General features: G+C 65.3%; 13 protein-coding genes. 7 read left to right on the top strand and 6 right to left on the bottom strand.

Annotation, left to right across the window (positions count from 1 at the left end):
- Window positions 1-1,212, top strand: coding sequence for an acyl-CoA dehydrogenase family protein (locus tag CH289_RS12105; RefSeq protein ID WP_094727965.1), 1,212 nt, complete (start codon window positions 1-3; stop codon window positions 1,210-1,212).
- On the opposite strand, the gene CH289_RS12100 is transcribed toward CH289_RS12105, so the two are convergent.
- From CH289_RS12100 to CH289_RS12090, 3 genes are all read right to left on the bottom strand, one after another.
- Window positions 1,209-2,486, bottom strand: coding sequence for an LLM class flavin-dependent oxidoreductase (locus tag CH289_RS12100; RefSeq protein ID WP_094727964.1), 1,278 nt, complete (start codon window positions 2,484-2,486; stop codon window positions 1,209-1,211). The genes CH289_RS12105 and CH289_RS12100 overlap by 4 nt on opposite strands.
- A 19-nt stretch (window positions 2,487-2,505) precedes the next feature.
- The gene (locus tag CH289_RS12095; protein ID WP_230594329.1) at window positions 2,506-3,336 is read right to left on the bottom strand and encodes an LLM class flavin-dependent oxidoreductase; all 831 of its coding nucleotides are present in this window, start codon (window positions 3,334-3,336) and stop codon (window positions 2,506-2,508) included.
- Window positions 3,337-3,430: 94 nt separating this feature from the next.
- A complete protein-coding gene (locus CH289_RS12090; protein WP_179276797.1) occupies window positions 3,431-4,219 on the bottom strand; it encodes a helix-turn-helix domain-containing protein in 789 nt (262 codons plus the stop codon).
- 39 nt (window positions 4,220-4,258) lie between these two features.
- Between CH289_RS12090 and CH289_RS12085 the strand changes: the two genes are divergently transcribed.
- Window positions 4,259-5,152, top strand: a complete 894-nt coding sequence (locus tag CH289_RS12085; RefSeq protein WP_179276796.1) for an alpha/beta fold hydrolase — start codon at window positions 4,259-4,261, stop codon at window positions 5,150-5,152.
- 50 nt (window positions 5,153-5,202) lie between these two features.
- Window positions 5,203-7,020, top strand: coding sequence for an NAD(P)-binding domain-containing protein (locus CH289_RS12080; protein ID WP_026347408.1), 1,818 nt, complete (start codon window positions 5,203-5,205; stop codon window positions 7,018-7,020).
- A 62-nt stretch (window positions 7,021-7,082) separates the two neighbouring features.
- On the opposite strand, the gene CH289_RS12075 is transcribed toward CH289_RS12080, so the two are convergent.
- Together CH289_RS12075 and CH289_RS12070 are read right to left on the bottom strand one after the other, a co-directional pair.
- Entirely contained in the window at window positions 7,083-7,718 is a 636-nt protein-coding gene (locus CH289_RS12075; RefSeq protein ID WP_037183115.1) for a TetR/AcrR family transcriptional regulator, read from the bottom strand.
- 31 nt (window positions 7,719-7,749) lie between these two features.
- Complete coding sequence (locus tag CH289_RS12070) at window positions 7,750-8,160, bottom strand: GDSL-type esterase/lipase family protein (RefSeq protein WP_037143312.1); 411 nt, start codon at window positions 8,158-8,160, stop codon at window positions 7,750-7,752.
- Window positions 8,161-8,394: 234 nt separating this feature from the next.
- On the opposite strand from CH289_RS12070, the gene CH289_RS28720 reads away from it, so the two are divergent.
- Complete coding sequence (locus CH289_RS28720) at window positions 8,395-8,517, top strand: hypothetical protein (protein ID WP_256977163.1); 123 nt, start codon at window positions 8,395-8,397, stop codon at window positions 8,515-8,517.
- Window positions 8,514-8,942: a nucleoside deaminase gene (locus CH289_RS12065; protein ID WP_094727961.1), complete on the top strand. Its 429-nt coding sequence runs from the start codon at window positions 8,514-8,516 to the stop codon at window positions 8,940-8,942. Before CH289_RS28720 ends, CH289_RS12065 begins: the two co-directional genes overlap by 4 nt.
- 5 nt (window positions 8,943-8,947) lie before the next feature.
- On the opposite strand, the gene CH289_RS12060 is transcribed toward CH289_RS12065, so the two are convergent.
- A complete protein-coding gene (locus CH289_RS12060; protein ID WP_019662996.1) occupies window positions 8,948-9,952 on the bottom strand; it encodes an aldo/keto reductase family protein in 1,005 nt (334 codons plus the stop codon).
- Window positions 9,953-10,027: 75 nt separating this feature from the next.
- On the opposite strand from CH289_RS12060, the gene CH289_RS12055 reads away from it, so the two are divergent.
- Both CH289_RS12055 and CH289_RS12050 read left to right on the top strand, forming a co-directional pair.
- The gene (locus CH289_RS12055) at window positions 10,028-11,596 is read left to right on the top strand and encodes a sigma-54-dependent Fis family transcriptional regulator (protein ID WP_230621051.1); all 1,569 of its coding nucleotides are present in this window, start codon (window positions 10,028-10,030) and stop codon (window positions 11,594-11,596) included.
- Window positions 11,597-11,661: 65 nt separating this feature from the next.
- Window positions 11,662-13,119: an aldehyde dehydrogenase gene (locus CH289_RS12050; protein ID WP_019662994.1), complete on the top strand. Its 1,458-nt coding sequence runs from the start codon at window positions 11,662-11,664 to the stop codon at window positions 13,117-13,119.
- Window positions 13,120-13,128: the final 9 nt, after the last annotated feature.

Genomic DNA, 13,128 nt, shown 5'->3' with positions numbered 1-13,128 from the left:
ATGACTTCCACACTCCGGCGCACCCCACCGGCACACGGCTCGGACGAATTGCGGCAGCTGGTGTCCGCCATCGCCGAGGACGCCCGGCGACGCCGATCCGACGGCGGACACGAACCACCGACCACTGCGATCGAACTGGTCAAGGAGCATCGGCTCGGTGCGGTGCGGGTACCGACCCAGCTCGGCGGAGCGGGGTACACCCTGGCCCAGCTGTTCGATCTCGTGATCGGCCTGGCCGAAGCCGACCCGGACGTGCCGCACATCCTGCGTGTCCATTTCTCCTTCGTGGAAGACATTCTGCGCGTTCCGTCGTCCGAGACGAAATTGAAATGGCTACCGCACGTGGTCGACGGAAAGCTGTTCGGCGGAGCCAACTCCGAGCTGAGCTCACACAACGTCGGCGGAGGGACCTTCGACACCACTCTCACACCCGCCGACGGCGGCTACGTCGTCGACGGTGTGAAGTTCTACAGCACCGGCTCGATCTACTCGGACTTCATCAGGGTCTCGGCGAACACGCCGGACGGTGACGTGCTCTCGGCGATCGTCGAGTCGTACGGCCCCGGTGTGGAACACCGTGACGACTGGGACGGCATCGGTCAGCGTCACACCGGCAGCGGTACCACTGTGTTCTCGGCCGTGGCCGTGGCCGAAGGTGACACGTTGCCGTTCCGGAACGAACCCATCGAGCGCAGACCTCGTCAGGCGCTCGTCCAACTGTTCCTGCACGCCATTGCCGCGGGTATTCTCCGGTCGGTGACCGACGACGCCGCCGAACTGCTGCGGAGCAGGAAGCGCACGTTCACCTACGCGGCCGCCGAGTCGCCCCGGCACGATCCACAGTTGCTGGAGGTCGTCGGCAGGTTGAGTTCGGCTGCGTTCGTCGTCGAATCGGCGGTCGCCGCCGCAGCGTCGGCACAGGATCTCGCCGCCGACGCTGCTCGGACCACCGGCGTCGACCGAACGCTGGAGGAGCGAGCATCCATCGCTGCCGCCAAGACGAAAGTAGCCGTCGAAGAGCTTGCACTGTCGGCTGCGGGTCGACTGTTCGAGGTCGGCGGCGCATCGGCCACACGGCAGGGTCGCGCGCTCGACGTGCACTGGAGAAATCTGCGCACACTGTTCTCGCACAACCCGACGTCGTACAAAGCTCGGGTCCTGGGCGACATCGTCGTCAACGACGCGGAACTCCCCGAAGCCGGCTTCTTCTAGCCGACTGCGCGATCGAGGCTGTTCACCGAGGAGAACCGCTCTCGTAGTGTCGTTTCGGCGTACTCCCGCCGGAACAGGCCCCGATCGCGCAGAATCGGCACGACATGTTCGACGAAATCCTCCAGACCGGAGGGAAACACGTCGGGCATCAGGTTGAAACCGTCTGCGGCGCCTGCGCGGAACCAGGTCTCGATGGTGTCGGCCACGTCCTCGGCGGAACCGACGGCGATGCGGTGACCTCCACCGCTGAACTCGCGAACTGCGTCGCGGACGGTGGCACCGCTCTCCTGGATCGAACGCACGATGGACTCGCGAAATCCCAACGAGGCGGTGAAGTTGTCCGGGTCGACGTCGGCCAACGCTTCGTCGGGCACCGCAGCATCCAGGTCGTGACCGCGTAGGTCGTAGCCCAACACGGCGGACAGGCGATCGAGCGAATAGTACTCGGGCAGATAGCTTTCGAGATGCTCGAAGCGGCGAACCGCTTCCTCGCGGGTCTTGCCCAACACCGTGATCAGGCCGGGAAGAATGGCGACGTCGTCCGGACCACGCCCCTGCCCCCGCGCGTCGTCCTTGACCTGACGATAGTGGTGGCGTCCTGCATCGAGCGTCAACTCGGCACTGAACACCGCGTTCGCCGAACGTGCGGCCAGTGCGCGGCCTTGTGGTGATCCACCTGCCTGCACGATCAACGGATGCCGCTGCGGCGACGCCCCGAGCGGCAGAAGACCCTCGACGTCGAAGAACTCGCCGTGATGCGCGACGGGCACAGCAGTGCCCGCCGCACTCCACAACTGGAGTACGACGTCGACGAACTCGGCGGCGCGGCGGTACCGCACACTCCTTTCGGGATAGTCGTTCAGGCCGAAGTTGTGGCCGGCCTGTGGTGAATACGTGGTCACGACGTTCCACGCGGCTCGTCCGTTGCTGAGGTGGTCGAGCGACAACAACCTGTGTGCCAGTTCGACGGGATCGTTGAACGTGGTCGACAGGGTTCCGATGACGCCCAGGTACTCGGTTTCCGCGGCGACCAGAGCCAGAATCGCGGACGGTTCCAGCGCACGGGACGGCTTGAGCCGTGGGTCTTCTCGTAGCGCAGGGCCGTCGGCGAGGAACAAGGCGTCGAGCGTTCCGTGCTCTGCCAGACGCGCCATGTCCGCGAAGTAGTCCGGGTCGACGAACGCCGTGGGCGCCAACCCGGAATTCTGCCACGCGGCGAGGTGAATGCCGATATCGAGGACGTTCACGTTGAGAACGACGTGTTCCGCTGACATGTGTCACTGCTCCCTGTCGTCAGGTGTAGACGGGCCTGTTCGCGGACAGGTCCGGTTCCGCGGGTAGTCCGATGTTCAGATAGCCACGCAGCGTCGTCGTCGATCGCCGGGGACGTACGACGCCGTCCTGGATCAGACCGGGGAGGACGTCGTGCAACCAAGCATCGAGGTCGTGCACGTCGACGACGACGCCCGATGCGCCGGCGTCGAGTGCACTGCCGATCGCGTCCACGGACACCGAGGCGAAGGCGGTGTCTCCCTCGACGGCGATGTCCGACGTGCCCGGTCCGAAGATCACCGGCTCCCCCTGCGGGGTGGTCGGCACGGTGAGCGGACCGGCCGTGGCGAAGACGCCCCGGTGGTCGGCGTACCGAATGTCCTCGGCACGAGTGAAGATGTTGGACTCGACATCACCGACGACCGCGGCCGCCGGCCACGTCCGCCACAGTGCTCGTACCGCCGTCACGGCGTCCGGATTCCGCGTCGACCGTGGTGCATCGACCCACGAACTACGCACCCCCAGGCCGAGTTCGGTGGAATCGTCGTCGGACAACACCCACCAGCCCGCACGCCCCCGGGTCAGATGATCGAGTGACGCGACACGGCGGGCGATGTTGTACGGGTGGTCGCGTTGCGGTGCGGCCTCGACGACCAGCCCCAGTCCGGACGTGCGTCGCGCGAGAAAGCTTGCGACCGTGCTGGGATCGAGTCCGCCCACCTGCGTGCCGAGGACCACGAACCCGGTGCCCGACGCGTCGAGAGCGGATGCAGCCCGCGCGAGTTCTGCTACCCCGCCGGACGGTACGTCGCGCAGGCGCACTCCCACAGGAACGGTTCTCGATACTGGCACAGCAGTGAGTCACTTTCTGTCCGACGTCGTTGCCTCGCAAGACTAGGAGGACTCGGGCCTGCGGGAAACCCTTTCGATCAGCACGATTCGAGTGTCAGGGTGCGGGTTCGCTCTCCAGGATCTCGATGCGCGTTCCCATGGCCAGAAGCGCTGCGGCCGACAGGCCGAACATCGAGTGGAAGGAATCGCTGAAGTGGGAGGGTGACGAGAATCCGGCTTCGACCGATGCGGTCGTGAGATCGCTTCCTCGCGCCACGGCTTCGCCGACGTGCAGCATCCGAGCCCACAGGCGGTACCGCCGGAAGCTCGTACCCGCTTCGGCGGAGAACAGATGCAGAAATCGGGACGTCGACAGGTTGACGGCAGCGGCGAGGTCGGCTGCTACGACAACGGCGCCCGGTTTCTCGCGGACGATGCGTACGGCCGCACGGATGCGCTCGTCGACTTGCCGCGGCTCGGGGCCGCACAGCGTCTCGACGAGTGCCCGCGGGTCGGGCGAGCCCGCGGCCGCGAGTTCCAACAGTGCTGATTCGGAGGGAAGTCGAAGGCCGAATCCGCCGGTACGGGTACTCGCCGCATCCAGGATACGGTCGGATCTGGATACGCCAGGATCGCTGTAGGCGAACACCATTCGCTCACCGTGCGCTTCCACACGATGGACCGTCCGAGGCGCGACGGCTGCACTGCGCACACTCCACTGTTCGCCGTGCTCGTCGCGCAGCGTGAACGGCGCGTCCGCCCCGACCGCGAAGCACAGGATCGAACCGGAGTGGTAGTCGATGTTCAGAGACGGCCCGACGTACACGGCTTTGCCGGCCCACAGCCACAGCGTCGGCTCGGTACAGCACGTTTCTGGAAGCGCCGCATCTCGCATGCCGGACATGCTTGCACCACATCCGGCAACAGGGAAGAGGTCTGGAACATGAGCATCGTTTCTGCTTTGGGTGATTCGAGGATCGTCGACGGAGTCCGTGTGTACGAGCGAGGGAGCGGATCCCCGATCGTGTTCGTCCACGGATTGTTCGCCAATGCCGCGATCTGGCGGAAGGTCGTTCCGTTGCTCGCCGAGAACCACCGGTGCATCACCGCCGACTGGCCCTTCGGCAGTCACGCGATTCCGGTAGGTCCCGGGGGTGACATGACGGCCACCGGTATCGCCGACGTCGTCGCCGACGTCATCGAGCGACTCGATCTGCGCGATGTGACTCTCGTCGGAAACGACGGCGGCGGAATGCTGACGCAGCTGGTGATCACGCGTCGTCCGGAGCGCATCGGTCGCGTCGTCCTCACGCCGTGCGACGCCTACGAGAACTTTCCGCCGCCGTTCTTCGCCTACCTGTGCCGGCTGGCGCGGGTCCCGATCACCCTCGACCTCATTGCCCTCGCCCTGCGGGTGCCGTGGCTGCGCCGGCTGTACGGACGCTCACCGATCGGGTTCGGCTGGCTGAGCCACGCGAGACTGGGTGACGAGCTCCTCGATCACTTCGCGATGCCCATCCTCGACGCTGGTATCCGCCGCGACATCGCCCGTTTCCTTCGGTCGGTCGACAAGAAGTACACCCTCGATGCCGCCGAGCACTTTCGGGATTTCGAGAAGCCGGTGATGGTCGCATGGGCGTCGGATGACAAGTTCTTTCCGTTCGAACATGCGGAGCGTCTGGTCAGCGACTTTCCGAACGCACGATCGACGATGATCGAGGGGTCTCGCACATGGGTGTCGGAGGACCGACCGGACGTAGTGGCAGCCCTGATCGACGACTTCGTCCGTGATGCGGATCACGTGCAACCCACTGCAACTCTCGACCGCTCGTCGTAGAAAGGAGTGTGCTGGGTCACAGCACACGAACGAACGACAAGGGAGTCTCCATGACCCAGACCATCGAACCGCCCGTTCTCTCGCAGACACCGCAGCAGCGGGTCGACGCCTGGCTCGCGGATTTCGAAGCCGCGCTGAAGGCTCGTGACCCGGGCCGTGTCGCGGCCAAGTTCGCCGTCGACAGCTTCTGGCGCGACCTGGTGACGTTCACCTGGAACCTCAAGACCGTCGAGGGCCGAGACGGAATCGAGGGGATGCTCGCGGAACGTTTGGAGGACACCGATCCGTCCGGGTTCCACACCACCGAGACACCCGACGAGGCCGACGGGGTGACGTCGGCGTGGATCGAGTTCGAGACCGCCACCAGCCGCGGCAAGGGGCACCTCCGCCTGAAAGGCGACGAAGGGTGGACCTTGCTCACCACCATGCAGGAGCTCAAGGGCCACGAGGAGCGTCAAGGGCACACCCGCATCAAGGGAGCAGTCCACGGTTCCAACGCCGACACCCAGAACTGGGCGGAGAAGAAGGAGATCGAGGAGAAGGAGCTCGGCTACACCGTGCAGCCGTATGCGCTGATCGTCGGTGGCGGCCAGGGCGGTATCGCTCTCGGCGCCCGGTTCCGCCAGCTGGGTGTCCCTGCCATCGTCGTCGATCGAGCGAACCGGCCGGGAGACCAGTGGCGCGGACGCTACAAGAGCCTCTGTCTGCACGACCCGGTCTGGTACGACCATCTCCCGTACCTGCCGTTCCCGCCGAACTGGCCGGTGTTCGCACCGAAGGACAAGATCGGCGACTGGCTCGAGATGTACACCAAGGTCATGGAAGTTCCGTACTGGAGCCGCACCACAGCCAAGACCGCGACCTACGACGAGGCGGCGAAGAAATGGACCGTGGTCCTCGACCGCGACGGCGAGGAAGTGATCCTGCACCCCACGCAGCTGATCATGGCCACCGGCATGTCCGGCAAGAAGAACGTACCCAACTTCCCGGGGATGGAGGATTTCGAAGGCGAGCAACACCATTCGAGCGAGCACCCGGGTCCCGACGCCTACGTCGGCAAGAAGGTCGTCGTCGTCGGCTCCAACAACTCGGCGCACGACATCTGCAAAGCGCTGTACGAGACCGGCGTGGACGTGACGATGCTGCAGCGCAGTTCGACGCACATCGTCAAATCGGATTCACTGTGCGAGATCGCCTTGGGTGATCTGTACTCCGAGCGGGCTGTGGAATCCGGAATGACCACGGGCAAGGCCGATCTGACGTTCGCGTCGCTGCCGTACCGGATCATGCACGAGTTCCAGATCCCGGTGTACCAACAGATCGCCGAGAAGGACAAGGACTTCTACGACCGGTTGGAGAAGGCAGGGTTCCAGCACGATTTCGGTGACGACGGCTCGGGCCTGTTCATGAAGTACCTGCGCCGCGGATCGGGCTACTACATCGACGTCGGCGCATCGGAGCTCGTCGCAGACGGCAAGATCGAACTCGTTGCCGGACAGGTCGAACGGATCGGCAAGAACAGCGTTGTGCTGGAGGACGGGTCGGAACTGCCGGCCGACGTGATCGTCTACGCCACCGGCTACGGCTCGATGAACGGCTGGGTCGCCGACCTCATCGACCAGGCGACGGCCGACAAGGTCGGCAAGGTATGGGGCCTGGGCTCGGACACCACCAAGGATCCGGGTCCGTGGGAAGGCGAGCAGCGCAACATGTGGAAGCCGACGCAGCAGGAGAACCTGTGGTTCCACGGCGGCAACCTGCATCAGTCACGGCACTATTCGCTGTACCTCGCTCTGCAGATCAAGGCCAGGTACGAGGGCATCGACACCCCGGTCTACGGCCTACAGGAAGTGCATCACTTGCGCTGACGCTCCCTACGTGAGTGGAAATGCGCACCTCAGTGCGTGTGAAGTCCAGTGCGCATTTCCAATCACAACGGAGGGGGCAGCGTGGAGGCGGCGGCGATGCGACTGAGCTCGTCGACCAGTACGTCGACGGGCAGCGCGGGTGAGGCGGTGGTGCTCAGATTCACGAGAGCATTCGTCGCCCCGATCAGCGCCGTCGACGTCAGCCGGAAGTCGCGGTCGTCGATTTCGCCTCGGTCCACGGCACTGCGGAAGATCGATTGCAGCACGTCGATCCACTCGGAGATCTGAACTTTCCTGTGCTCTTCCATCTCCGGACTGACGCCGATCACTTCGACGAACGCCAAGCGAGGTCGACGCGGATCGGACAGTACGGACTCGAGATACGCCCGGACCAACACCCGCACCCGAGCCTGGAACGGCTCGGACACGGACGCCGCCGCAGCAGCCGTCACCGCGGCCCGCGCCGCCTCGTTCACCTGGTCGTATGCCTCCCTCAGCAACGCTTCTCGGCTGGAGAAGTCCGCGTAGAACTGCCGGGAGGACAGCCGCGCCTCCGCGCAGATCTGCGGTACCGAACTCTGGGCGTACCCGGTTGTCGAGAACACGGTGAAGGCCGCGTCAACGAATCGACTCCGCCGCTCGGCCCGTCTGTCGTCGGCCGAGCGTCCGCCGTAGGCGCGGGATGGAGTGGGCTGCACACGTCGAATTCTCGCATCCCTGCCGCTGCGGTCAGCGCAGGTAATCGGCCAGCGCTGTCCCGACGGCGTCCGCTCCGAGAGCGTTCGGATGCAAGGGCAATGCCTGATGCGTGGGAACGAGCCCTTCCAGATACCGGTCCTCCGGCGCCGCGCAGGAATCGTGGCCTTCGGTGACAGGGCGGGTGTCGAAGAATTCGATGCCCTTCTCCGCCGCGAGGGTGCGCTGGGTGTCGTTCATGTCGTCGACCTTCGCCTGTAGATAATCCGCGTCGGCCGGGTGCATCGGCTGGTCGGGGAAGCAGCCGCCCGGCCTGATGTAGGTGCCGTACCCGACGAGGACGATACGGGCGTCGGGCGCTTTCGCTCGGATCGAGTCGATCAATTCCGACCAGGCGGGGACCTGCGCCTTCGTGCTCTCCGCGATCGTGTCGACCCCGTCCACGACGCGGGCGTTGCCGCCATCAGCTGACCGACCAGCGCGACGGGCAGAAGCGCCGTCGCAAGTCTCTTCACCGTGTGCACTCTCTTTCGATGTCCGCAGAACTCGGGGTGGCCTGAGTCACAGCCAAAAGTGAAACACATGCGCTTCAGAAAATCCACGGATTCCGCGAAGGTTCGTCCGCGTCGAGACTCGGACTGAAGTCCGCTGTTCGTCGTAGTCTTCGAGACAGGCCGAATGTTCGAGGTGACGCTGTTCGACTCCGTCGGGATCGGACTGCAGGATCTGGTGTCGTCGCGCACACTGATCGACAAAGCATACGAATTGAAAGTAGGTACGACCGTGGACCTTTCGGCATGAGCACAACACACCTGAGCCGCGCGATCGAACTCGCCGTCGAGGCGGGCGAGGCAGGGAACCGGCCGTTCGGGGCCGTGCTCGTCGGCGCCGACGGCACCGTGCTGGCCGAGGGCCGCAACGAAGTCGCGTCGGGCGGTGACGTCACCGCCCACGCCGAGTTGGTCGCGATCCGCGGCGCCGCGACGGCCGGGAACGCAACCATGTACGCCAGCGGCGAGCCGTGCCCCATGTGCAGTGCCGCCATGGTGTGGGCCGGCGTCACGCGCATCGTGTTCGGGGCCTCGGAACCGGAGTTCTCGAAGACCCTCGACGGTGGTCCACGGTTCTCGCTGCGCTGCGCCGAAGTGGTGGCCGCAGCGGACGTGGACATCACCGTCGAGGGTCCGGTCGACGAGGCCGAAGCGTTGAACGTCTTCCGTCAGTGAGCGCTCTACACCAGGCGCGCCTCGGGTGACTGCGTCTTCGCCGGGTCGGTCTCGATCGATCCGGCGAGGGCGTCGTCGATCTTCTTCAGCACGTCCGCGTCCAAGGTGACTTCCGACGCCTTGATGTTCTCCGCGATCTGCTCGGGGCGTGACGCACCGACCAGGGCGGCGGCGATGTTGTCGTTCGCCAGTACCCAGGCGACCGCGAGCTGAGCCATCGTGATGCCGAGCGACTCGGCGATCGGCTTCAATTGCTGAACGCGAGTCAGTGTTTCGTCGTTGAGGTAGCGCTCGATCATCTTGTCGCCGCCCTTGTCGTCGGTGGCGCGCGAGCCCTCGGGCAGCGGCTGACCGGGCAGATACTTGCCGGTGAGAACACCCTGAGCGATCGGCGACCACACGATCTGAGAGATGCCCAGTTCCTTCGACGTCGGGATGACCTCGGATTCGATGACTCGCCACAACGCCGAGTACTGCGGCTGGTTGGAGACGATGGAGAAACCGTTCTCGCGGGCCAGCGCCTGACCCCGGCGCAGCTGATCGGCCGTCCACTCCGACACCCCGATGTACAGGGCCTTGCCCTGACGGACGACGTCCCCGAACGCAGCGATGGTCTCCTCGAGCGGAGTCTCGAAGTCGAAACGATGAGCCTGGTAGAGGTCGACGTAGTCGGTGCTCAGCCGTCGGAGAGACGCATCGATGCCCTCGAAGATGTGCTTGCGGGACAGTCCGGTGTCGTTGGGCCCCTTCGGCCCGACCGGGAAGTACACCTTGGTGAAGATCTCCAACGATTCACGCCGAACGCCCTTCAGCGCCTCACCCAGCACGGTTTCGGCGGCGCCGTTCGCGTAGACGTCCGCGGTGTCGAACGTCGTGATCCCCGCATCGAGGGCGGCATGCACGCACTGCGTCGCGACATCGTTCTCGACCTGCGAACCGTGAGTGAGCCAGTTTCCGTAGGTGATCTCCGAGATCTTGAGTCCACTGTTGCCGAGGTATCTGTAAGCCATGCCGAAAACGCTACCCGCGGAGCGGTGCCTCTGCGCTAGCCTCGTGTCACGAGGGACAACGAGGAGCACGGTGTGGTGCGTGAGCAGATCGCATTGTCGTGGCAACGCTCTGCCTCCAGCGGGCTGGAACCCGCCCACTCGCTCGAACAATCCGCTCTACGTGACGTGGACCGGCGCAGTCGTCTCCTCGCAGCCGCCGACCCGATCCTCGACCGCATGGAAAGCATGCTCGACGGTTCCGGCTACTGCGTACTGCTCGCCGACCGCGACGCCCGGCTCGTCGATCTCCGCTTCGGCACGCGAACACTGCGCGACGTCGTGTTCGGCGTCGGCGCCGTCGTCGGCCGATCCTTCACCGAGGAGGCGTCGGGCACCAACTCGATCTCGACGTCGTTCGAACTCCGTAAACCCCTGGCCGTTCGGGGCAGCGAGCACTACATGGAGTCGATGAAGGGCTTCAGCTGCTACGGCCACCCGCTGATCCATCCGATCACCAAACGCATCGAGGGCGTCCTCGACATCACGTTCCTCGAATCCGAGGACAACCCGCTGCTCCAGCCGATGCTCGCGCATTCCGCGCAGGACATCCAGGGGCGGTTGCTGGAAGAGACGCGCAGCGGCGAGCAACGACTCTTCCAGGCATTCCAACATGCGTCGGCTCGGCGGCGCGGCGCACCCGTCGTCGCGATCGGTGACGAACTTCTGCTCGAGAACACGTCCGCAGCCGCCGTCATCGACACCGTCGACCACGCCGCGCTGCGGTCGCTGACGGACGAGTCGATCCGTCGCAGCGGAGTCATCGACTCCGTCGTCCTGAACTCCGGAGCCCGGGCACTCGTGCGATGGGAAAGGCCGGTGTCCGGCACCGGCGTCGTCCTCGAGATAGATGTGCTCGACGAGCCCGCGCGTCGTACGTCGACAGCGGCCGCGTCCCAACCCCTGTGTGTCGTCGGCGAACCGGGAACGGGCAAGTCGACGACACTGGCCAGGCTGACTGCCGCCCGCGCGCCACGATGGTTCGACGCCGCCGATCTCGTCACGACGACACCCGCGGCGTGGCTCGCATCCGTCGAAACGCAGGTGACGGCCGGTACGGATGTCGTGGTGAAGAACATTCACCTGGCCGACGCACCCGTCGCGCACCGACTGCATGCCCTGTTGAAGTCGGCGCGTGGATGGTTCGCACTGTCCAGCTCCATCCGGGACACGTCCACGGCGGAGCACCGCCAACTGCTGTCGTTGTGCACGGACACCGTCGAGCTCGCTCCGCTCAGGTCCAGGCGTCACGAAATTCCCGACCTGGTCCGCGGGATGCTCGCGGAAATCGGCTCCCGTGCCCGGTTCACCCCGGACGCCATGCGCGCTCTCATCGATCACGATTGGCCCGGCAACATCGGCGAACTACGCGACGAAGTGATGAGCGCGGCAGCCCGCAGGTCCGTCGGCGACATCAGCGAACACGATCTGGTCAGGCCCGGTGCGCGGGGTGCGTCGAGTCGTCTGACAGCTCTCGACGCTGCGATGCGAGATGCCATCGTGCACGAACTCGCTCGGTGCGGGGGCAACAAAGCCGCCACCGCGGACAGCCTCGGAATCAGCCGCACCACGCTGTACAAGCGAATGAAGGAACTCGGCATCCACTGAGAACCGCGCGGAGAACGTACAGTTTTTGAACACTCACCCGGCGTGATGCGGGTCACGATCTATGCATGAGTACCGATACGGCAATACACGCGGCATCGCTGTTCATCGGCGGCGAGTGGGCACCCCCGAGTTCGTCGGCGAGGATCGACGTACGGTCGGCCAGTACCGAACAGATCATCGGCTCGGTTCCGGAGGCGCAGGAGGCAGACGTCGACGCAGCCGTCGCGGCCGCCCGTCGCGCGTTCGAGGATCCGAGCGGCTGGAGTCAGTGGGAGCCGTCGGCCCGCGCCGACGCTCTGGACCGGCTCGCCGACGAACTCGAAGCGCGCGGTGAGCAGATAGCCCGCACGGTCTCGGCGCAGAACGGCATGCCGATTTCGATCGCCCTGCAGCTCGAAGCAGGCTTTCCCGTCGCGGTAGTCAGGTACTACGCCGGGCTTGCCAGAACGGCGACGTTCGAGGAATCGCACCCGCACCTTCTCGGCGGCACGACGACGGTGCGTCGGGAACCCATCGGCGTCGTCGGTGCCATCGCGCCGTGGAACTTCCCGCAGACTCTCGCGGCATTCAAGCACGCACCCGCCCTGGCGGCCGGGTGCACCATCGTCATCAAGCCGTCACCGGAAACCGTCCTCGACTCGGTTCCGTTCGCCGAAGCCGTCATGGCGGCGGGCATTCCGCCCGGGGTGGTCAACATCGTTCCCGGCGGGCGCGAGGTGGGCGCCTACCTCGTATCGCACCCGGGTATCGACAAGGTTGCGTTCACCGGATCCACTGCCGCCGGCCGGTCGATCGCCGAGACCTGCGGACGACTACTGCGGCCCGTCACCCTGGAACTGGGCGGAAAGTCCGCGGCGATCGTTCTCGACGACGCCGAACTCGATCTTGCGAAGATCGGCGAAGACCTCTTCGGTGCAACGTTTCTCAACAACGGTCAAACGTGTTTCCTCGGCACCCGAGTGCTCGCGCCACGCAGTCGATACGACGAGGTGGTCGGCGTGCTCGAAGCATTCGCACAATCACTCGCCGTCGGCGACGCGCTGGATCCGGCGACACAGATCGGTCCGATGGCCAGTGAGCGGCAACGAGATCGAGTCGAGGGCTACATCGCGAAGGGCAGTGGCGACGGTGCCCGGCTGGTCACCGGAGGTGTCCGTCCGTCCGATCTCGATCGCGGGTGGTTCGTGTCGCCGACGGTGTTCGCCGACGTCGAGAACGATCACGCCATCGCCCAGGAGGAAATTTTCGGGCCTGTGCTGTCGGTGATCCCGTACGGCGACGAAGCGGACGCCATCCGCATCGCCAACGACACCGACTTCGGGCTCGGCGGCACCGTCTGGACCTCCGACGACGAACGAGGGTACGGCGTCGCCAAGCAGATTCGCACCGGAACCATCGGCATCAACCGCTACATGGTCGACCCGGGTTCACCGTTCGGTGGCGTCAAGGACAGCGGCATCGGCCGCGAACTCGGCCCCGACGCCCTCGGCAACTTCCAGCAGTTCAAGTCCATCTACCGCTAGGAGATCTTT

Source organism: Rhodococcus sp. RS1C4 (genome assembly GCF_002258225.1).
Lineage (GTDB): Bacteria > Actinomycetota > Actinomycetes > Mycobacteriales > Mycobacteriaceae > Rhodococcoides > Rhodococcoides fascians_E.
The sequence above is the reverse complement of the archived record's forward strand: the minus strand, read 5'-3'. Positions and strand labels throughout refer to the sequence as shown.